The organism is Dactylosporangium thailandense (assembly GCF_059739745.1).
Genome location: NZ_AP029195.1, coordinates 7,311,142 through 7,330,933 on the forward strand (window position 1 = coordinate 7,311,142; position 19,792 = coordinate 7,330,933).

Sequence of the window (19,792 nt, forward strand, 5' to 3'; positions counted from 1 at the left end):
GTCGGCGGCCGGACACGGAAACGGCCGCCGTGAGCGCGGCGGCCGTGATCCGAATCGGGGCAGCTAGCTCTTCTTGACGCCCTTGCCGCTGCGGAACAGCTTCACCATCCCGGCGAAGAACCGCTCCATCTCGGAGCCGAACGGGTTGTCGCTCACCACGTAGGTCCAGGTGGCGCTCGGCCGCACCAGGCCCGCGTTCTCCGGCTCCCAGTCCGGCCCGTCGATCTCCAGCTCCTCGAACTCGGAGACCGTGCGGTTGTCGATCTCGGCCAGCAGGCCGCGGAACGCCGGGATCGCCTCGCGGTGGAACTCGTCCAGCGGGTCCTGCGAGCCGAGCACCCGCAGGTGGATGCCCTCCCGCAGCTCGCTCATGTCGGCCAGGTGCTCCGACCACGCCTGGTCGGCGTGGAACAGGGCGATCTGGCGCGCGATGCGCAGCAGCGTCTCCTCGCCCAGGTCCTCGGCGAGCTCGTTGTACTTGTCCGGCGCCCGCTCCGCGAGCAGCTCGCCCGCCGCGTCGGTGGTGAGCAGCTCCTCGCGCCGCTTGCCGTGCAGCTGGCGGTGCTGGTCGAGCAGGTAGTTGTACCGCCAGGTGTTGCGGTGGATCTCGAGGTTCACCGTCTCGGCGACCCGCTGGGCGGAGCCGATGGCCCACCGCACGTCCTCGTCCTCGATGGCGCCCTCGGCGTCGGCGCGGCCCATGGGCATGGGCTCGGGACCGTACCGCTCGACGAGCTCGTCCTCGAGCGAGACGAAGAACATCGACTCGCCCGGGTCGCCCTGCCGGCCGGCCCGGCCGCGGAGCTGGTCGTCGATGCGGCGCGAGTCGTTGCGGGCCGTGCCGATCACGAACAGCCCGCCGAGGTCGGCGACCCGATCGCGCTCCTTCTCGTCACTGCCGCCGAGGCGGATGTCGACGCCGCGGCCGGTCATCTGCGTCGAGACCGTCACCGCGCTCACCGAGCCGGCCTCGGCCACGATCCCGGCCTCCGACTCGTCGTTCTTCGCGTTGAGGACCACGCACTCCACGCCCTCCTCGGCGAGGGTGGCGGCCAGCCGCTCGGACTCGGCCACGCTCAGCGTGCCGATGAGCACCGGGCGGCCGGTGGCGTGCATCGCGACGATCTCGGCGACCACGGCGATGTCGCGCTCCTCGGCGGAGGCGTAGACGCGGTCGGGCCAGTCCTTGCGGATGTTGGGCAGGTGCGGCGGGATGACCGCGACCTCGAGCTTGTAGAACTCCCGCAGCTGGTCACCGACCGGCATGGCCGTGCCCGTCATGCCGCAGATCCGCTTGTACTGCGTCAGGAACGCCTGCACCGTGATGGTCTGCAGCACCGTGCCGCCGCCGCTGGAGCGAATCTTCTCCTTGGCCTCGACCGCGGCCTGCAGCCCGTCGGGCCAGCGGCGCCGCTGCGCCACCCGGCCGCGGAACTCGTCGATGAGCTCGACCCGCTCCTCGCGCACGATGTAGTCGACGTCGCGGACCAGCAGCGCCTCGGCGTGCAGCGCCAGGTTGACCGCGGTCAGCGTGTCGACGTTCTCCTCGGCGTAGAGGTCGATGCCCAGGGCGGACTCGACCTTCGCCAGGCCCTGCGTGCTCAGGTGGGCGGTGCGGCCCTCGTCGACGACCTCGTAGTCCCGGTCGCGGTGCAGCCCGCCGACGATCTCGGCGATCGCGATCGGCTGGTCCTCGCCGGCGATGGTGGAGCCGGCCAGCACCAGCGGGACCCGGGCCTCGTCGATGAGGATCGAGTCAGCCTCGTCCACGATGACCGTCGCGAACTCCCGGTGCACCCGGTCGGCGGTGTTCGTGACGATCGAGTCGCGGAGCAGGTCGAAGCCCGCCTCGCTGACCGAGACGTAGGTGATGTCCTGCGCGTAGGCCGTGCGGCGCTCGTCCGGCGTGGAGGACTCGTTGACCCACCCGACGGTCAGGTCGAGCAGCTCGTAGACCGGCCGCATCCACTCGGCGTCGCGGCGGGCCAGGTAGTCGTTGACCGTGATCACGTGGACCGGGCCCTGCGCGGCGTAGCCGGCGGCGGCGATCGCGGCGGTCAGCGTCTTGCCCTCACCGGTGGCCATCTCGACGACGTGCCCGGCCAGCAGCACCTGGGCGCCGAGCAGCTGCACGTCATACGGCCGCTCGTCCAGGGCCCGCTTGGCCGCCTCCCGGCCCAGCGCGCACGCCTCGACGAAGTCCTGGGGGTCTTCCCGCTGGTGCAGTGCCGTGGCGGCGGCACGGAGCTCGTCGTCGGTGAGCTCGGACAGCTCGGCCTCGCGCTTCTCGATCTCCGGCAGCAGGGCGCGCATCGGTTCGAGGTCGATCGTGGTGCCCGGCTGCTCCTGCAGCTTGCGGCGCCACGCGTTGAATTTGCTCACCAAACCCATGCCGAACACGATACGTCGCCCGCGGCGGCCACTGTGCGCCCCATCACGCCCTATCTCAGGACCGGTCGAAACCGGTTGAAACTTTCCGCGTGCGCGGCACGATGGGCGGCATGGACAACGCCGGCGTCGAGCGCTTCAAGCGGGACGGGTTCGTCAAGATCGAGGCGGCGGTACCCCGGGACGTGACGGAACGGTGCGCCGAGCTGCTCTGGGCCCAGATCGACGCCGAGCCCGGCGACCCCGCGACCTGGACCAGACCGGTGTACTGGGTCGGCGGCATGGCCCAGGAGCCGTTCCGGGCGGCGGCCAACCAGCCGGTGCTGACCGACGCCTTCGACGCGCTCGTCGGCAAGGGCCGGTGGCGCCCGCGCACCTCGATCGGGTCGTTCCCGCTGCGTTTCCCGCACGCGGAGGAGCCCGACGACGCCGGCTGGCACATCGAGGGCAGCTTCTCGCCGCCGGGCCGCTCGGAGTTCTGGGCCGACGTGCGCTCGCGCGGACGGGCGCTGCTGCTGCTGTTCCTGTTCACCGACGTCGACGAGCGCAACGCCCCGACGCGGGTCCGGGTCGGCTCGCACATGGACATCCCGCCGCTGCTGGCCCCGTTCGGGGAGGACGGCGCGTCGATCATGGAACTCGGGCCACGGATCGACGCCGTGTCCGCCCATCGCGACCAGGTGCTCGCGACGGGACGGGCCGGCGACGTGTTCCTCTGCCACCCGTTCCTCGTCCACGCCGCCCAGCCGCACCACGGCGACCGGCCGCGGTTCCTGGGCCAGCCGCCGCTGGAGCCGGTGGGGCCGTATCCGGCCGAGGGCCCGGTCGCGGAGACGATCCGGGCGGCCTTGAGCTGAGCGACGTCCGGGGCGAGGCAGTATTGGTGCCGTGGAACAGTCAGTCGCGGCCCTGAGCGCGCTCGTCGGCAAGGGCGGCGTGCTCGTGCTCAGCGGGGCCGGCCTGTCGACGGAGTCGGGCATCCCGGACTACCGGGGGCCGAGCGGGATGCGGCGCAACGCCCAGCCGATGACCTACCAGACCTTCACCCGCGACCCGATCGCGCGCCGGCGGTACTGGGCCCGCAGCCACCTCGGCTGGCGCACGATCGCGCGCGCCGCCCCCAACGCCGGGCACCACGCCGTCGGGCGGCTGCAGGGGCTGGGCCTGCTCACCGGCGTCATCACGCAGAACGTCGACGGCCTGCACCAGGCCGGCGGCGCGGACGGCGTCGTGGAGCTGCACGGCGCCCTCGACCGGGTGGTCTGCCTCGACTGCGGCGAGCTGTCCGGGCGCGGCGAGCTCGACGAGCGGCTGGGCGCGGCCAACGCCGGCTTCGACGCGGTCGCGGGCGGCGTCAACCCCGACGGCGACGTGGACCTCACCGACGAGCAGGCGGCCGGCTTCGCGGTCGTGGACTGCACGGGCTGCGGCGGGATGCTCAAGCCCGACGTCGTGTTCTTCGGGGAGAGCGTGCCGCCGCCGCGGGTGCAGGCCTGCTTCGACCTCGTGGAGCGCTCCGCCGCGCTGGTGGTGCTCGGCTCGTCGCTCACCGTCATGTCGGGCCGCCGGTTCGTGGTGCGCGCGGCCAAGCTCGGCCTGCCCATCGCCATCGTGAACCAGGGCCCGACACGCGGTGACGTGCACGCCTCGCTGCTGCTCGACGCGCCCCTGGGCGCCATCCTGTCGAGGGTCGCCTGGGACCTGCGCACCTGACCGCCGGCCGGGGCCGGGGGTCGGGCAGGTCATGACTCGGGTCCGCCGTGGTGCGGACCGTCGCTCCCGCCAGACAGCGCTGGGCGCTGCGCGCCGACGCTGCCAGGTCCGCCGTTGGTCACCCGGGCCAGCTGTCAGTCCTTCGGCACCCGCCCCTGCGAGCGCAGCACCCGAACGCGGCGGTCAGCGGTCCAGCTGCTCGACCAGCGCCTGGCAGAAGGCCGGCAGGTCGCCGGGCTTGCGGCTGCTGATGAGGTTCCCGTCCACCACGAGCTCCTCGTCCACCCAGGTCGCCCCGGCGTTGCGGTAGTCGGTCCGCAGCGACGGCCACGAGGTGATGCGCTTGCCGCGGACCGCGTCGGCCTCGATCAGGACCCAGCCGCCGTGGCAGATGACCGCGATCGGGCGCCCCAGGGCCGCGAAGCCGCGGACGAACTCGACCGCCGCCGGCTGCCAGCGCAGCAGGTCGCCGTTGGCCACCCCGCCGGGCAGGACCAGGGCCGCGAAGTCGCCCGGCCGCGCGTCGGCCGCGGTGACGTCCACGTCGAACGAGTCGGCCGGGTCGAGGTGGTGGTAACCGCGCACCCGTCCGGGCTCGGGCGAGATCAGCCGCGGGGCGTGGCCCGCGTGCTCCACCGCCTTCCAGGGCTCGGTCAGCTCGGCCTGCTCGATACCTTCCTTGGAAACCAGAAACGCGACATCCATGCCCGTCCGGTACCCGCCGGGAGGCCGCCCAACCGGATACGGCCGATATCGCCGTTGCGCGCCGATCACAGGTATCCCAGGCTTACCAGCTGTGAAGCCAGCCGCGAAGCCAGCCGTGACGCCAGCCGTGACGCCAGCCGTGGAGCCCATCGCACGACGCGCCGTCGCCACCGACACCGAGGAGCTCGTCCGGCTGCGGATCGTGATGCTCGAGGACATGCACGGCGAGCCCGCCCCGCCCGGCGAGTGGTCCCGGCACTGCGCGGCCACGCTGCGCCGCCACCTGCCGGTCCCGGACCCCGACGCCACCCTGGCCGCGTTCGTGGTCGACCGCCCGGACGGGCCGGGCCTGGCCGCGTGCGCGGTGGGCACGATCGAGGAGCGCCTCGCCGCGCCCGGCAACCCCGGCGGCCTCACCGGTTACATCTTCAACGTAGCCACCCACGTGCCGTACCGCCGCCGGGGCCTCTCCACCGCGTGCCTGGACGCGCTGCTGGCCTGGTTCGAGGCCCGTGCGGTGCCGGCGGTGCGCCTGTTCGCCTCCCGCGACGGCCTGCCCATGTACGAGCGGATGGGCTTCCGGCGCGAGACCAAGACCTCGATGGAGCTGGTCCTGCCCCGCTGACGCGCTCAGGCGCCGGCCTCGCCCCACAGCCGCAGCCGGGCCATGCCACCGTCCGGGTAGATGTCCAGCCGCACGTGGGTCGCCGGCCGGTCGGAGTCCAGCCGGAAGAAGTGGCGGGTGTCCGGCTGCGTGGGCGTGCGCGGCAGCAGGTCGAACCACGCGGACCCGTCCGCCGGGTCGGCCGTCGCCCGCAGCGAGGCCTCGCCGGGGGCGTTGCCCTTGAAGTGGGTGGTGTCCAGCTCCACGAGGCGGATGCGGCCCCTGGCGGCCAGCCGGACGAGCACCCACTCGTTGCCGGGCTCGCGGCGCCGCGCGGTCTCCCAGCCCTCGCTCATCTGCCGCGGGCGGTCCGGCAGCAGCAGGTTGCCCGGCGAGCCGTAGAACATATCGCTGCACCCGGCCACGACCGCGCCCAGCTCCATCGCGGCCAGGTTCGCGGTCAGCCCGTGCAGCAGGGCCGGGTCGGGCACCGCCTCGCCGTGCACGCGCAGCCGGGCGACGCCGCCGTCCGGGAAGATGTTCAGGCGCACGTGGGTGTAGCGGGCCGGGTCGGCGACCGGGAAATGGTTGCGGTTGTCGCCCTTCACCGGCGACTTCGCGACGATCCCGGTCCACGCGGCCGCGGCCAGCTCGGCCGGGGACGGGTGGCCCGGCAGCTCGGCGGCCTCGACGGAGACGTGCGGCGGGTAATTGCCGGTGAAGTGCGCGGTGTCGACCACCACGCCGTGGATGCGCCCCGGTGCCCCGAGCCGGACGATCGCCCAGTCGTGTCCGGGCGAGCGGCGCCGGCGGGTCTCCCAGCCGTCGTACACCTTGCCCTTGGGCCCGTAGGTCCACGTCTCGTGCTCGGACGGCTCGGGGTTGACGAGGTTGTCCATGGCCGCGAAGAACTCGTCGTTCGCGGCCACCACGCCCCCGCCGAGGACCCGCGAGGCGAGGTCGGTCAGGTCGGTGAAGGTCATGCGTCCTCCCGCAGCAGGAAACGGCCCCTGGCGGCGTCGCCGATCGGCTCGCCCCGCAGCCAGGTCGTGCGCACCGCGCCGGTCAGCTCGCGGGCGGCGTACGGGGTGACCGGGTGCCGATGGTGCAGGGCCGCCGGGTCCACCGTGAAGACCGCCTCCGGGTCGAAGGCGACCAGGTCGGCGTCGGCCCCCGGCGCGATGCGGCCCTTGCGGCCCAGGCCCACCAGCTCGGCCGGGCCGGCGGCCATCCAGCGCACCACGTCGGCGAGGGTGAAGCCGCGCTCGCGGGCGGCCGTCCACACCGCGGGCAGGCCCAGCTGCAGCGACGCGATCCCGCCCCAGGCCGCGGCGAAGTCGCCGGAGTCGCGGCCCTTGAGCTGCGGGGTCGACGGCGAGTGGTCGGACACGACGAGCGAGATGGTGCCGTCGGCGAGGCCGCCCCAGAGCCGGTCCTGGTTGGCCGCGTCGCGGATCGGCGGGCAGCACTTGAACTCGGTCGCGCCGTCCGGGACCGCGGCGGCGTCCAGGGTCAGGTAGTGCGGGCAGGTCTCGGCGGTGGCGCGCACGCCGTCGCCGCGGGCCCGGCGCAGGGACCCGAGCGCGTCGGCGGCGGACAGGTGCAGGATGTGGACGCGGCGGCCGGTCGCGCGCGCCGTCTCCAGCGCGGTGTCGACCGCGGAGACCTCGGCCGCGGCCGGGCGGGACGCGAGGAAGTCGGCGTAGGCGCGCGACGGGCGGGCGTCGTGCAGCCGGGCCGGGTCCTCGGCGTGCACGATGAACAGCGCGTCGACGGCGGCGAAGGCCTCGGCCAGCCCCGCGGGGTCCAGCGGCGGGAACTCGGGCACGCCGGAGTCGACGAGGAAGCTCTTGAAGCCGAAGACGCCGGCCTCGTGCAGCGGGACGAGGTCGGCGGCGTTGCCGGGCACCGCCCCGCCCCAGAAGCCCACGTCGACGTGGCACTGGCCCCGGGCCGCGGCCTGCTTCTCGCGCAGGGCCGCGACCGTGGTGGTCGGCGGCAGCGAGTTCAGCGGCATGTCGACGATGGTGGTGACGCCGCCGGCCGCGGCCGCGCGGGTCGCGGTGGCGAAGCCCTCCCACTCGGTGCGGCCGGGCTCGTTGACGTGCACGTGGGTGTCGACGAGGCCGGGCAGCAGCGACAGGCCCTCGAGGTCGGTGACCGGGCCGTCGACGTCCGCGGTGTAGTCGCCGACCGCGACGATCCGTCCGTCGTGGACGGTCACCGTGGCGGCGCGGGGGCCGCCGGGCAGGTAGACCTGGCGGGAGCGCAGCGAGAACGTCACAGGGCCTCCAGCACCTCGCGGGGATGGCGCACGTCGCCGGGTCGCAGCGCGCCGCAGTGCAGGCCGCGCAGCAGGAACCGGGCCATGGCCCGGGCCGTCGCCGGCTCGTCGAGGTGGCCCCGCGTGCGGCGGCCCAGGTAGTGCCCGAGGCGCCGGCTCGCCTCGCCGACGCCGTCGCGGAAGAACTCGAACGTGGCCCCCCAGCGGGTCACCAGGTGCCCGGGGTGCAGGTCCCAGCCCTGGTAGATGCCGCGCTCCAGGCTGCGGCGCACGAGCCGGGCGTGCAGGGCCCAGGCGCGGTGCACCTCCTCGGTGCCGCCGGCCGGGATGACGTTCGTGGAGCCGTCGGCGACGCTGACCCCGGTGCCGGCCGCGGCCGCCTGCATGACGGCCTTGGCGTGGTCGGCGACCGGGTGCTCGAGGCTCTGGTACGCCGGGGCGACGCCCAGCGCGGTGCTGTAGTCGTAGGTGCCGTAGTGCAGGCCGGTGAGCCGCCCCTGCGAGCGGACGATCATCTCCGGCAGCGGGCTGCGGCCGTCGGCGCCGAGGATCGCCTGCGGGGTCTCGACCTGCAGCTCGAAGCGCAGGGCGCCCTCGGCGAGGCCGTGCGCGTGCTCGAGCTGCCGGCACAGCAGCACGGCGGCGTCGGCGTGGGCGGCCGAGGTGGCCTTCGGCACCGTGATGACGAAGCCGTCCGGCGGCGGGCCGAGCGCGGCGAGGAAGACGTCGAGGGTGCGGGCCGCCCGCAGTACCGTATCCGGCTCCAGGCTCTTGCACCGCAGCCCGAAGAAGGCCGGCGGGCTCGTGCGCAGGGCGGCACCCGCCGCGGTCGCGTGGGCGTCCTCCTCGTCGTCGCCCCGGCGGCCGTACCCGTCCTCGAAGTCGACCCGCAGGTCCTCGATCGGCTCGGTGACGAGCTTGCCCAGCACCAGCTCCACGATCTCGTCCGGGAACGGCGGGCGGCCGTGGTCGCGGACCAGGCACCGGGCCTCGTCCGCCCACTGCCCCACGGTCGCGGCCGAGAAGCGGTCGGCGGGCACGTAGACGGTGTGCACCGGCTGCCGGACGACCGCCGTGTCCGCCACCTGGCCGGGCAGCCGCAGGCGGTCCAGGTGCTCGGCCCGCGCCCGCAGCTCCTCGAGGTCCCGCTCCGGCAGCGCCATCTCACGTCCCCGTCAGGTGCTCGGGCCGGACCGGCACCCGCTTGAGCGGCAGGCCGGTGGCGGCGCGGATCGCGGCGACGATCGCCGGGGTGGACGAGATGGTCGGGGGCTCGCCGACGCCGCGCAGCCCGTACGGCGCCTCGGGATCGCCCAGCTCGAGCACGTCGATGAGCATCGGCGGTACATCCAGGATGGTCGGCATCAGATAGTCCGTGAACGACGGGTTGCGGATGCGCCCGTCGACGACCTGGATCTCCTCCATCACCGCGAGCCCGAGTCCCTGGGCGGTGCCGCCGGCGATCTGGCCGCGCACCGACTGCGGGTGCAGCGCCCGCCCGACGTCCTGCGCGGTGGCGATCTCGACCACGCGCACCAGCCCGAGCTCCACGTCGACGTCCACGGTGGCCCGGTGGGCGGCGAACGCGTACTGCACGTGCGCGTCCCCCTGCCCGGTGCGCGGGTCGATCGGGAACGTGGGCCTGTGCCGCCACTCGACGGTCTCCTCGATCGGGCCGTCGCCGAGGACGGTGACGAGGTCGGCGGCGAGGCCGGTGGCGGGGTCGGCGGTGCGGCGCTCGATCTCGCGGCGCACGGCCTCGCAGGCGGCCTTGACCGCGCCGCCGGTGACGTAGGTCTGCCGCGACGCCGACGAGGACCCGGCGCTGCCGATCGTGGTGTCCGCGGTGGCCACCGTCACCCGCCGCACCCCGAGCTCGGTCCGCACGATCTGCGCCATGACCGTCACCAGGCCCTGGCCGACCTCGGCCGCCGCGGTGTGCACGACCGCGGCCGGCTCGCCGCCGACGAGCTCGAGCCGCACCCGGGCGGTGGAGTAGTCGTCGAAGCCCTCGGAGAAGCCGACGTTCTTGATGCCGACGCCGTAGCCGACGCCCCGCCGCACCCCCTCGCCGCGCGTGGTGTTGGCGACGCCGCCGGGGAACTCGCGGGGGTCGCCGGTGCCGGGGGCGGGCGGGGGCAGGTCGCGGACCCGGCGCAGGAGCTCGGCGACGGGCGCGGGCCCGGTGACGACCTGGCCGGTGGGCATGGTGTCGCCGGGCTCGAGGGCGTTGCGGGCGCGCAGCTCCACCGGGTCGAGCCCGAGCGCGGCGGCGAGCCTGTCCATCTGCGACTCGTAGGCGAAGCAGGCCTGCACGGCGCCGAAGCCGCGCATCGCACCGCACGGCGGGTTGTTGGTGTAGACCGCGTAGCCGTCCACGGTGACGCTCGGCACCCGGTACGGGCCGATGCCGAGCGTGGTGGCGTTGGCGACGACGGCCATGGAGGTGGACGCGTACGCGCCGCCGTCGAGCACGATCCGGGCCCGCACGTAGAGCAGCCGGCCGGTCTCGTCGGCGCCGTGCTCGTACCGCAGCCGGGCCGGGTGGCGGTGCACGTGGCCGAAGAAGGACTCCTCGCGGGAGTACACCATCTTCACCGGCCGCCCGGTGCGCAGCGCCAGCATGCACGCGTGCACCTGCATGGAGACGTCCTCGCGGCCGCCGAACGCGCCGCCGACCCCGGCCAGGCTGAGCCGCACCTTCTCCGGCGGCAGGCCGAGGCAGTCGGCCACCTGGGCGAGGTCGCCGTGCAGCCACTGGGTCGCGATGAACAGGTCGACGCCGCCGTCCTCGGCCGGGATCGCGAGCCCGGACTCGGGGCCGAGGAACGCCTGGTCCTGCATGCCGACCTCGTACTCGCCGGTGACCACGACGGGCGCGACGACGTCCTGCGGGCCCTTGCGGATCGGCACGTGCCGCAGCAGGTTGCCGGACTCGTGCACCGGCGCGCAGGCCGGGTCGAGAGCGGCCTCGCTGTCCACGACGGGCGCCAGCACCTCGTACTCGACGCCGATGCGCGCCGCGGCCCGCCGGGCGGTCTCGGGGTGGTCGGCCGCGACGATCGCGACCGGCTCGCCGGCGTAGCGGACCTGCCCGATCGCGAGCACCGGCTGGTCGCGGTGCTCCAGGCCGTAGTGCTTGGCCCCGGGCACGTCCTCGGCGGTGAGCACGGCGTGCACGCCCGGCAGCCGCAGGGCCTCGGTCAGGTCGACGGACACGATCCGGGCCCGCGGGTGCGGGCTGCGCAGGGTCGCGCCCCACAGCATCCGGTCGGCCCACAGGTCGGAGGAGAACGCGAACTCCCCGGTCACCTTGAGCGTGCCGTCGGGCCGCACCGGCGAGGTGCCGATGCCGCCAGCCGTCGCCACCGAGGTCGTCATCGCAGCCTCCCCGCCGCCCGCGCCAGATCGGTGGCGGCCCGTTCGGCGTCCACAGTGGACAGCGAGCCGTCCTGGACCACCGCGCGGCCGCCGACGAGCAGCAGGCGCAGCGGGGCGGCCGGGCCGAACACGAGCGCGGCCACCGGGTCCTCGATGCCAGCGTGGCCGAGGCCGTCGAGGCGCCACAGCGCGATGTCGGCGAGCTTGCCGGGCTCCAGCGAGCCGAGCTCGTCGGCGCGGCCGAGGCAGCGGGCCCCGCCGATGGTGCCCAGGGCCAGGGACTCCCGCGCGGTCAGGGCGGCGGGGCCGCCGCGCAGCCGGGCGAGGTACAGCGCCTGGCGCAGCTCCGCGCCGAGCTCCCCGGCCTCCTGCGAGGCGGCGCCGTCGACCCCGAGGCCGACTGGGACCCGGGCGTCGAGCAGATCGCGGACCGGGGCGATCCCGGCGCCGAGGCGGCCGTTGGAGCTCGGGCAGTGGGCGACGCCGGTGCCGGTCGCGCCGAGCCGGGCGATCGCGGACGCGTCGAGGTGCACGGCGTGGGCGAGCCAGACGTCGTCGCCGAGCCAGCCGAGGCGCTCGGCGTACTCGACCGGCGTGCAGCCGTGGACCTCGCGGCAGTACGCCTCCTCCTCCACCGTCTCGGCGAGGTGGGTGTGCAGCCGCACGCCCTCGGACCGGGCCAGCCCGGCCGCCTCCCGCATGAGCCGCGGGGTGACGGAGAAGGGGCTGCACGGCGCGACCGCGATGCGCACCATGGCGCCCGGCGAGGGGTCGTGGAACCGGTCGATCGCGTCCTTGGTCGCGATGAGCGCGGCGTCGGTGTCCTCCACGACGGAGTCCGGGGGCAGCCCGCCGTCCTTCTCGGAGAGGTCCATCGAGCCGCGGCACGGGTGGAAGCGCAGCCCCACGGCGGCGGCCGCGTCGATCTCGGCCGCGAGCAGGTCGCCGCCGCCGCGCGGGAACACGTAGTGGTGGTCGGTGCTCGTCGTGCACCCGGTGAGCGCCAGCTGGGCCAGCCCCGCGGAGGCCGCGGCGTGCACGGTGCTCTCGTCGATGCGGGCCCAGATCGGGTACAGCTCCTGGAGCCAGCCGAACAGGATCTCCTGCTGGGCGTAGCCGCGGGTGGCCCACTGGTAGAGGTGGTGGTGGGTGTTGACCAGCCCCGGGGTGGCCAGGCAGCCGCGGCCGTCGACCCGCGTGACGCTCTCGTCGCCGGCGTAGGGCCCGGAGCCGACCGCCACGATCCGGTCACCCGCGACGACGATGTGCCCGTCGGCGTGCTCGGTGCCGGCGGCGTCGACGGTCGCGACCGCGCACCCCTCGATGACGATCATCGGCGGGCCGCCAGCTTCACCGCGGCGACGATGTGCTCGTAGCCGGTGCAGCGGCACAGGTTCCCGGCGAGGGCCTCGCGGATGTCCAGGTCACTGGGCTCCGGATTGCGCTGCAGCAGGTCGTGCACGGCCACGATGAGCCCGGGCGTGCAGAAGCCGCACTGCACGGCGCCGGCGGTCAGGAACGCCTGCTGGATCGGGTGCAGCGCGCCGGGCCCGGCCAGCCCCTCGACGGTGCGCACCGCGCGCCCCGCGGCCTGGCCGGCGGCGACCAGGCAGGCGCAGACCGGGGTGCCGTCGAGATACACCGTGCAGGAGCCGCACTCGCCCTGCTCGCACGCGTTCTTGGCGCCCGGCAGTCCGAGCCGTTCCCGCAGCACGTAGAGCAGGCTCTCCCCTTCCCAGACGTCGTCGGCGGTGCGTTCCTCGCCGTTCACGGACAGGTTCAGCCGCATCGGTACTCCTCCCACGCCCACCGCAGCGTCCGTCCACCGAGGACGGCGAGCGCGTGGCGGCGGTAGGCGGCGCTGCCCCGCACATCGTCGATCGGGCGCGCCGCGGCCGCGACGAGCTCACCGAAGCGCGCCACCACCGGCTCCGGCAGCGGCTCGCGCGACTCCCACGGCAGCTCGGCCGCGAACGACTCCGCCTCGGCGGCCCGCAGCGGGGTCGGGCCGGCCGAGCCGATCCCGGTGCCCGCGGCCCGGCGCACCGGGTCCAGGGCCAGCGCGAACGAGCACACCGCGATCACCATCGCGTTGCGCGTGCCGACCTTGGCGAACTGCTGCGGGCCGGCCGCGGGCGGGATCCGGAACGCGGCGATCAGCTCGTCCGGGGCCAGGGCGCTGCGCTTCGGGCCGGCGAAGAACTCGCCCGCCGGGATGCGCCGGGCGCCGCGCACCGAGGCGACCTCGATCTCGGCCCCGCACGCGAGCAGCGGCGGGTGGGCGTCGCCGGCCGGGGAGGCGGAGCCGAGGTTGCCGCCGACCGTGCCGCGGTTGCGGATCTGCGGGGAGCCGACCGTGCGGGCCGCGAGGGCCAGGCCGGGCAGGCGGTTGCCGAGCTCGTCGATGATGCGGCGGTACGTCACCCCGGCCCCGACCCGCAGCGCCTCACCGTCCGCGGCCCACTCCGCGAGCTCCCGGACCCGGGTCAGGTCCAGCAGCGCCTGCGGGCGGCGGCGGTCGAAGTTCAGCTCGACCATCACGTCGGTGCCGCCCGCGATCGGCACCGCGCCGGGGTGCTCGGCCTTGGCCGCGAGGGCCTCGTCCCAGGTGGACGGGCTCAGAAAGTCCACACGGCCTCCTCAGGGATCGCGACCCCGCCGGTGGATGGGTTTAGAAAGTCCACACGACCTCCTCCGGGATCGCGACCCCGTCGCGGCGCACGACGCCCTCGATGAGCCCGTACGGACGGTCGGCCGCGTAGTAGACCTCGTTGGGGTTGTCGAGCCCGAACGGCGCCAGGTCGACGAGGAAGTGGTGCCGGTTGGGCAGCGAGAGCTTCACCTCGACCACGTCCGGGCAGTGCCGCAGCACCCGCGAGCCCATCGCGAACAGGGTCTGCTGCAGGGCGAGGCTGTAAGTGTCGGCGAACGCCTCGACCATTGCCGCTCTCGCGGGCCCGGGATCCGTGAACCCCTCGGCGGTGCGCCAGGTCGCGTCCACCGACGTGGCGAGGATCCGGTCGCGGGTCTCGGGCAGGGTGGTGTAGCGGTCCTTGAGGTACCCGTGGAACTCCGAGTCCGTGGTCTTCAGCAGCACGAGCCCGGTGATGCCGGAGACGACCCGGGTCCCGTAGTGTCCATGGTGGACGGTGGCGGTGCGGATCTCGCTCCCGTCGCGGCGGAAGGCGTGCTTGGCGTCGAGGCTCTGCCAGGGGTACTGCTGAATCGTGACCCTGGCCTCGTGAATCGTCGGCTGGGTGGCCACGAAGTGCTCGGCGAGCCGGGCCGCGAACGCCTCGATGCTCGCGATCCCGAACTCGCGGGCGAAGGCGTAGACCGTGTTCTTCTGCGTGTCGGTGGGCAGGACGGCCGCGTTGTCGCCGGTCAGGTGGCTGGCCGCGAGGTCGCCGCGCAGGGCGACGCTCACGTTGAGGTCGGTGAGGCGATCCCCGTCCGCGGCGCGCTCGACGCGCACCAGGCGCGTCTCGGCCTTGCCGTACTGGTTGGGGCCCAGCTCGAAGGTCGGCACCTGCTCAGCTCCCTCGGTAGGTGGAGTATCCGAACGGGCTCAGCAGCAGCGGGACGTGGTGATGGCGGGCGTCGGCGATGGTGAACACGATCGACACCTCGGGGAAGAAGGCGTCGGGGCCGAGGTAGGCCGCGGTGTCGATGATCAGCCGGTAGCGGCCCGTGCCGACGTCGTCCCAGCGCACGCGGCCGTCAACGTCGGTGAACCCGTCACCGACGAAGATCCGCTCGGCCGTTTCGAGCCTGACCGGCACACCCGCGGCCGGGATGCCGCGGGCCGTGTCCAGCACGTGCGTGGACAGGCTCATGCGACCCCGGCCCCGGCTCTGGACCCGGCTTCGGCCTGCACTCCGGCTTCGCCCCGGTGTCGCGCGCTTCGCTGCGGTCTGCTCATGCGGCCTCGGCTTCCTCCGCCAGGCGCTCCAGCCGCAGCTCGACGATCTTGCGGAGCTCGCCACGGACCACGACCTGCTCGGTGTCGTCGTCGTTGCGCAGCCGGCCACGGGCCGCCGCGAGCACCTCGTCGGCCGACTTGCCGCTGGCGAAGATCAGAAACAGGTGGCCGAAGCGGCGCTCGTAGGCCTCGTTGACCTCGGCCAGCTCGTCGTCGGCGCCCTCGACGCCGGACTGCTCGCGACGGGACCAGGCGGCTTCGGTACCGTCGCCGGAAGGTCGTCGGCCGATGCGCGGATGCGCGGCGAGGACACGTTGCAGATCCGCCCAGCCGAGCTCATCGAATGCTGTCACACCCGCCACGACCAGGTCGGCGGGCGTCTGATACGGCCGCCGGGAGACCACCCGGGCGGCCCAGCCCGGCGACGCACAGCAGGCGAGCAGGGCCTTCTCGGCGGCCTCAGGCGCGAGGCCGTTGAACCGGTCGAGCATGGCACCCCTCTCCTATCCCCGGGACAGTACTCCGGGGATGTTTCATGTCCAGACCTTCGCGATCATGTCCAGTATCCGCGTTTTGTCCGGTGCCTGGTTCGGAAACATCCCCGTTTTTTCGCCGCCGGCCCCATTCGCCACCGCCCCCGCCCCCGCGGCATCGAACAGAAACGTCCCTGATTTTTCGCCGTCGGCCCCATTCGCCACCGGCCCCCGCCCCACTACCGTCGCCCGGCCGGATGCCTTCGGGCGGCATCGAACGGCGCCGAGCCGTGGCAGACTCGAACACATGGCCGACAATCAGTTGCGGCCCGCGGTCGAGGTCATCGACGTCGGCGGGCGGGTGGTGCGCGTCGTCGACGGGCACCTGCTCGCGGCCGGCGACGTGGTCGGGCACGACCTGCCGCACCGCGGAGTCGAGATCGTCGTCGACGGCGAGGGCTACCGGGCCCGCTGGGTCCGCGGCGCCTTCAACCTGCCTGCGTTCGCGAGGGTCTTCGCGGGCGGCGCGGCCGGCGGCGCCCTGTTCCGCCTGCTCGGACTGCCCGGCGCCGTGCTCGGCACGATCATCGCGGTCGGCCTCGCGCGCAGTGCCCGCCCCGCTCGCGCCGCCGACGTGCACGATCCGGCAGTCGACGTCGAAGAGGACGGCCCGGATCTCGTACTGCGCTCAGCCTCCCTCCCCGCCCTCGTCCTCGCCGTCATGGAGCTGACCGGCTCCTCCGGCCCGGTCACGGTGAGCCCCGCGGCCGCCGCCCCGGCCGGCCCCGAGGGCGTGCGCCTGGACGATGTCGGCGGCCTCGAGGACGTGGTGGCACAGTTCCGCGACGTCGCCGTGTCGTTCCGCCACCCGGACGTGATGGCCCGCTGGGGCGCCACCCGGCCGCAGGGCATCCTCCTCTACGGCCCGCCCGGCACCGGCAAGACCATGCTCGCCCAGGCCCTCGCGAACGAGATCGACGGCGACCTGCGCGAGATCCGCACCCCCGAGATCCTCGACAAGTGGGTCGGCAACTCGGAGAAGAACATCCAGCGCATCTTCACCGAGGCCCGCTCCCTGCGCCGCCCGACGGTCCTGCTCTTCGACGAGTTCGACTCGATCATCACCTACACGGGCGCCGCCTTCGACGCCGCCGGCCAGATGATCAACGCGGTGGCGGGCATCTTCAAGCAGGAGATGAACACGCTCATCGAGGCCAACCCGAACGTCATCGTGGTGGCGACGACGAACTTCCCGGACCGCGTGGACGCCTCACTCGTGCGCTCCGGCCGCTTCGACCTGAAGCTGGCCGTGCCCCCGCCGGGCCCGCGCGCCCGAGCCGAAATCCTGGGCAAGCTCATCCGGGGCCTGATCGCCCGGCACGAGACGACCGCCTTCCGCATGTTCGCCGACGACGTGGACCTGGACACCCTCGCGGCCGCGGCGACGGGCCTGACGGGCGCGGACCTCAAGGAGGCCTTGCGGCGGGCGCAGCTGGACAAGGCGATGAGCGAGGCTCGCAGCGGGTCGGCCGCCCCGATCACGCAGGCCGAGCTGCTCGCCGCGATCACGCGCCTGACCTGACACCGGCCGCGCCGACTCGTCTCTGGCGCCCGCGCCACGCCCGTTCGTTTCTTACGCGCGCGCCGCGCACGCTCGTTCTTGCGCCCTCGCCCCCGCACGTTCATGGCCGCGTCCCTGCCGGGCATGTTCCTGGTCGCTAGGTGCGCATTTGTGGCCGCATCGCGCACGTTCGTGGCCGCGTTCGTCGCTGCGGCGCCCGCTTCAGGAGGCTTCGAGGTAGTGCAGCACCGCGGCCACCCGGCGGTCGGTGCGGTCGTCGGGAGCCAGCTCCAGCTTGGCGAAGATGCTGCGGATGTGCTTGTGCACGGCCCCCTCGGTCACGAAGAGGCGCTCGGCGATCGCGGTGTTGCCGAGGCCCTCGGCCATCAGGGCGAGTACCTCGCGCTCGCGGGCGCTCAGCCGCTCCAGCCGGGCGTCGGGCCGGCTGCGGCTGAGCAGCTGCGCGACGACGTCCGGGTCGATCGCGGTGCCGCCGTCGGCGACTCGATGCAGGGCGGTCAGGAACTCCTCGACGCGGCCGACCCGCTCCTTGAGCAGATAGCCCAGCCGTGAGCCCCCGCTGGTGAGGAGGTCGGTGGCGAAGGCCTGCTCGACGTACGCCGAAAGGACCAGCACCGCAAGCTCCGGCCGGCGGCGGCGCGCCTCGACCGCGGCCACGATGCCCTCGTCCGTGTGGGTCGGGGGCATCCGCACGTCGACGATCGCGACGTCGGGCTGATATTCGTCGACGGCGGCGAGGAACGTGGTCGGGTTGTCGGTGGTGGCGACGACGTCGAGATCCTCGGCCCGCAGGAGCATCGCGAGCCCCTCCCGCAGCAGGGCGTCGTCCTCGGCAATCACGATCCGCACAGCATGCTCACTCTCAGACTCGCCGGGTACGCCGCCGCTTGCGACGCTTCTCGTCACGATTCTCGCGCCGCATCGCACGCCGCCACGCGCCGCTCCTCGCGCAGGGCCGCGCATCGCCACGCACGTTGTTGCGCGCACCGTCTCGCGCACCGCCACGCACGTTTGTTGCCTGCACCGCCTCGCGCGCGCAGCCACACACGCCGCTTCCTGCACCGTCCCGCGTGTCGTTGCGCGTGTCGCGATGCTCCCCGCCTCGTGCAGCGTCACGCGTGTCGTTGCGCGTGTCGCCACCCACGCTGCTCCTCGCGCTCTCCAGCGTGCCGTTGCGCGTGTCGCCGCGCCCGTGCGGCTCGCGCCGTCAGACGCGCCGTCAGACGCGCCGTTGCGCGTGGCGTTGCGTGCACCGTTGCGCGTGGCGCTGCTCGCGCCGTCGTGCGCGGCGTTCGTGACGTTGCGCGCGCCGTCGCGCATGGCATTGCGCGCGGCGTTCGTGGCATTGCGCAAGCCGTTGCGCGCGGGACCGCTCGCGCCGTCGCGCTTGGCGTTGCGCGCGCCGTCGCACGTGGCGTCCGTGGCGTTGCGCGCGCCATTGCTTGCGGTCATGATCCGCACGGGATGCTCACGCTCAGGACCGTCGGGCCGCCCGGTGGGCTGCTCAGTTCCACGGTCCCGTCGTGGGCCGCGACGCGCTGCCGGATGCCGGTCAGGCCGGAGCCGCCGTGCTCGTCCGCGCCGCCGTGCCCGTCGTCGGTGATGGTCAGGTGCAGGCGGTCCCCGGCACGGCGCAGGCGGAGCGTGGCGTGCTCCGCGCCGCTGTGCTTGGCGACGTTGGTGAGGGCCTCGGCGGCAACGAAGTACGCGGTCGCCTCCACCGAGGCCGCGCACCGCACCGGCAGGTCCGCGTCGACGTCGACCCGCACGGCGCAGTTCGCGGCCAGGGAGCGCAGCGCGTCGGGCAGGCTGCGGTCGGTCAGTACCGGCGGCAGGATGGTGCGGACCACCGCGCGCAGGTCGGCCAGCGCCGCCTCGGCCGCGCCCTGGGCTCGTTCCAGGATCTCGTCGGCCCGCTCCGGGTGCTTGGCCACGGCCCGCCGCGCGGCGCCGAGCAGCACGTTGACGGCCACGATGCGGTTCTGGGTGCCGTCGTGCAGCGCGCGCTCGATGCGGCGCAGCTCGGTGGCGTGGGCGTCGAGCGCGGCGGCTCGGGTCGCGGTGAGCTCGGCGACGCGCAGCAGCAGATCGGTGCCGGGCGCGGGCGCGAGCAGCCGGCGGCCGGGCGCCTCCTGGAGGCGGGCCATCAGCGGCGTGGCGTAGAAGACCAGGAACAGCCACACGAGCGCGAGGGCCGACACGAAGAGCGCGCCGCGGGTGTCGTGGACCTGCGGGAAGCCGATCGACGAGGTGGCCGCGTCCGGCGGGACGAGCCGCCACCAGAGCGGGAACGACCCGTCGCGCAGCACGTTGATCGGCAGCGCGATGGCGAAGATGCCGAGCAGAAGACCGCCGCTCCCGTGTACCGCCGCCCACGCCAGCTCCCGCCGAACCGCGCGATCGGCGACGGCGTCGCGCAGCCGGGTCGGGGCGGGCAGATGGCCGAGCAGCTCCGGCCCGGTCTTGGAGAGCCGGTCCCGCTCCCGGTCGGCGACCACGCGCACCAGCCGCACCGCGAACGGCACCAGCACGATGCCGATGCCGACCACGCACGCGATCGCCGTCGCCGCGGTCGTGAGCAGCGCGATGAGCGCGAGGAACGCGGTACCGAGCCCGCCGACGAGCCGCTCCAGCGCATCGAGGGCGGCCCGGAGCCTGACCTGAGCCATGCGCCGAACGTACAGGCTCCCGCCTCCGCCCCGCGCGGCGCTCTCCCCGCCCCGAACGTCGCCGGGACCTC

The 19,792-nt window shown here is 74.1% G+C and carries 18 protein-coding genes; 4 read left to right on the plus strand and 14 right to left on the minus strand.

From position 1 onward, the window contains the following. Positions 1-63 precede the first annotated feature (63 nt). The gene (secA2, locus tag AC6JBM_RS32385) at positions 64-2,391 is read right to left on the minus strand and encodes an accessory Sec system translocase SecA2 (protein ID WP_497977811.1); all 2,328 of its coding nucleotides are present in this window, start codon (positions 2,389-2,391) and stop codon (positions 64-66) included. Between the two features lie 89 nt (positions 2,392-2,480). Here secA2 and AC6JBM_RS32390 point away from each other — a divergent pair, with 89 nt between their 5' ends. Together AC6JBM_RS32390 and AC6JBM_RS32395 are read left to right on the plus strand one after the other, a co-directional pair. Further along, positions 2,481-3,245 (plus strand): phytanoyl-CoA dioxygenase family protein, encoded by a 765-nt coding sequence (locus AC6JBM_RS32390; protein WP_497977812.1) that lies wholly within the window; start codon positions 2,481-2,483, stop codon positions 3,243-3,245. A gap of 22 nt (positions 3,246-3,267) precedes the next feature. Beyond that, positions 3,268-4,101 carry a Sir2 family NAD-dependent protein deacetylase gene (locus AC6JBM_RS32395; protein WP_497986560.1) on the plus strand — a complete coding sequence of 278 codons (834 nt, stop codon included), beginning with the start codon at positions 3,268-3,270 and terminating at the stop codon, positions 4,099-4,101. 183 nt (positions 4,102-4,284) lie between these two features. On the opposite strand, the gene AC6JBM_RS32400 is transcribed toward AC6JBM_RS32395, so the two are convergent. Further along, positions 4,285-4,806 (minus strand): type 1 glutamine amidotransferase domain-containing protein, encoded by a 522-nt coding sequence (locus tag AC6JBM_RS32400; RefSeq protein WP_497977813.1) that lies wholly within the window; start codon positions 4,804-4,806, stop codon positions 4,285-4,287. Between the two features lie 115 nt (positions 4,807-4,921). On the opposite strand from AC6JBM_RS32400, the gene AC6JBM_RS32405 reads away from it, so the two are divergent. After that, positions 4,922-5,431, plus strand: a complete 510-nt coding sequence (locus AC6JBM_RS32405) for a GNAT family N-acetyltransferase (RefSeq protein ID WP_497977814.1) — start codon at positions 4,922-4,924, stop codon at positions 5,429-5,431. A gap of 5 nt (positions 5,432-5,436) precedes the next feature. Here the strand turns inward: AC6JBM_RS32405 and alc are convergent, their stop codons facing one another. The 10 genes from alc to uraD all read right to left on the minus strand — a co-directional run bounded on the left by alc (position 5,437) and on the right by uraD (position 15,488). Next, the gene (gene alc / locus AC6JBM_RS32410; RefSeq protein ID WP_497977815.1) at positions 5,437-6,393 is read right to left on the minus strand and encodes an allantoicase; all 957 of its coding nucleotides are present in this window, start codon (positions 6,391-6,393) and stop codon (positions 5,437-5,439) included. Beyond that, positions 6,390-7,694 (minus strand): allantoinase AllB, encoded by a 1,305-nt coding sequence (gene allB / locus AC6JBM_RS32415; RefSeq protein WP_497977816.1) that lies wholly within the window; start codon positions 7,692-7,694, stop codon positions 6,390-6,392. Before allB ends, alc begins: the two co-directional genes overlap by 4 nt. Then, positions 7,691-8,857 carry a DUF6986 family protein gene (locus AC6JBM_RS32420; protein ID WP_497977817.1) on the minus strand — a complete coding sequence of 389 codons (1,167 nt, stop codon included), beginning with the start codon at positions 8,855-8,857 and terminating at the stop codon, positions 7,691-7,693. Before AC6JBM_RS32420 ends, allB begins: the two co-directional genes overlap by 4 nt. A 1-nt stretch (position 8,858) precedes the next feature. Further along, positions 8,859-11,075: a molybdopterin cofactor-binding domain-containing protein gene (locus AC6JBM_RS32425; RefSeq protein ID WP_497977818.1), complete on the minus strand. Its 2,217-nt coding sequence runs from the start codon at positions 11,073-11,075 to the stop codon at positions 8,859-8,861. After that, a complete protein-coding gene (locus tag AC6JBM_RS32430) occupies positions 11,072-12,409 on the minus strand; it encodes an 8-oxoguanine deaminase (protein ID WP_497977819.1) in 1,338 nt (445 codons plus the stop codon). The genes AC6JBM_RS32425 and AC6JBM_RS32430 overlap by 4 nt, the downstream gene beginning before the upstream one ends. Then, positions 12,406-12,864 (minus strand): (2Fe-2S)-binding protein, encoded by a 459-nt coding sequence (locus AC6JBM_RS32435; RefSeq protein ID WP_497977820.1) that lies wholly within the window; start codon positions 12,862-12,864, stop codon positions 12,406-12,408. Before AC6JBM_RS32435 ends, AC6JBM_RS32430 begins: the two co-directional genes overlap by 4 nt. Then, on the minus strand, positions 12,855-13,706 hold the full coding sequence (locus AC6JBM_RS32440) for an FAD binding domain-containing protein (protein WP_497977821.1): 852 nt from the start codon (positions 13,704-13,706) through the stop codon (positions 12,855-12,857). The genes AC6JBM_RS32435 and AC6JBM_RS32440 overlap by 10 nt, the downstream gene beginning before the upstream one ends. A gap of 40 nt (positions 13,707-13,746) precedes the next feature. Continuing rightward, positions 13,747-14,604: a factor-independent urate hydroxylase gene (pucL, locus tag AC6JBM_RS32445; protein ID WP_497977822.1), complete on the minus strand. Its 858-nt coding sequence runs from the start codon at positions 14,602-14,604 to the stop codon at positions 13,747-13,749. A gap of 4 nt (positions 14,605-14,608) precedes the next feature. Further along, the gene (uraH, locus tag AC6JBM_RS32450; RefSeq protein ID WP_497977823.1) at positions 14,609-14,911 is read right to left on the minus strand and encodes a hydroxyisourate hydrolase; all 303 of its coding nucleotides are present in this window, start codon (positions 14,909-14,911) and stop codon (positions 14,609-14,611) included. Positions 14,912-14,993: 82 nt separating this feature from the next. Continuing rightward, complete coding sequence (uraD, locus tag AC6JBM_RS32455; protein ID WP_497977824.1) at positions 14,994-15,488, minus strand: 2-oxo-4-hydroxy-4-carboxy-5-ureidoimidazoline decarboxylase; 495 nt, start codon at positions 15,486-15,488, stop codon at positions 14,994-14,996. Positions 15,489-15,777: 289 nt separating this feature from the next. Here uraD and AC6JBM_RS32460 point away from each other — a divergent pair, with 289 nt between their 5' ends. Further along, complete coding sequence (locus AC6JBM_RS32460) at positions 15,778-17,052, plus strand: ATP-binding protein (RefSeq protein WP_497977825.1); 1,275 nt, start codon at positions 15,778-15,780, stop codon at positions 17,050-17,052. Positions 17,053-17,253: 201 nt separating this feature from the next. On the opposite strand, the gene AC6JBM_RS32465 is transcribed toward AC6JBM_RS32460, so the two are convergent. Next, on the minus strand, positions 17,254-17,901 hold the full coding sequence (locus AC6JBM_RS32465; protein ID WP_497977826.1) for a response regulator transcription factor: 648 nt from the start codon (positions 17,899-17,901) through the stop codon (positions 17,254-17,256). A 599-nt stretch (positions 17,902-18,500) separates the two neighbouring features. Then, on the minus strand, positions 18,501-19,721 hold the full coding sequence (locus tag AC6JBM_RS32470) for a sensor histidine kinase (RefSeq protein ID WP_497977827.1): 1,221 nt from the start codon (positions 19,719-19,721) through the stop codon (positions 18,501-18,503). Between the last annotated feature and the right edge of the window lie 71 nt (positions 19,722-19,792).

Coding starts and splice junctions, on each gene's coding strand:
- AC6JBM_RS32425 (WP_497977818.1), bottom strand. CDS start 11,075: ATGACGACCTCGGTGGCGACGGCTGGCGGCATCGGCACCTCGCCGGTG.
- AC6JBM_RS32435 (WP_497977820.1), bottom strand. CDS start 12,864: ATGCGGCTGAACCTGTCCGTGAACGGCGAGGAACGCACCGCCGACGAC.
- secA2 (WP_497977811.1), bottom strand. CDS start 2,391: ATGGGTTTGGTGAGCAAATTCAACGCGTGGCGCCGCAAGCTGCAGGAG.
- uraD (WP_497977824.1), bottom strand. CDS start 15,488: ATGCTCGACCGGTTCAACGGCCTCGCGCCTGAGGCCGCCGAGAAGGCC.
- alc (WP_497977815.1), bottom strand. CDS start 6,393: ATGACCTTCACCGACCTGACCGACCTCGCCTCGCGGGTCCTCGGCGGG.
- AC6JBM_RS32430 (WP_497977819.1), bottom strand. CDS start 12,409: ATGATCGTCATCGAGGGGTGCGCGGTCGCGACCGTCGACGCCGCCGGC.
- AC6JBM_RS32420 (WP_497977817.1), bottom strand. CDS start 8,857: ATGGCGCTGCCGGAGCGGGACCTCGAGGAGCTGCGGGCGCGGGCCGAG.
- AC6JBM_RS32460 (WP_497977825.1), top strand. CDS start 15,778: ATGGCCGACAATCAGTTGCGGCCCGCGGTCGAGGTCATCGACGTCGGC.
- AC6JBM_RS32400 (WP_497977813.1), bottom strand. CDS start 4,806: ATGGATGTCGCGTTTCTGGTTTCCAAGGAAGGTATCGAGCAGGCCGAG.
- uraH (WP_497977823.1), bottom strand. CDS start 14,911: ATGAGCCTGTCCACGCACGTGCTGGACACGGCCCGCGGCATCCCGGCC.
- AC6JBM_RS32470 (WP_497977827.1), bottom strand. CDS start 19,721: ATGGCTCAGGTCAGGCTCCGGGCCGCCCTCGATGCGCTGGAGCGGCTC.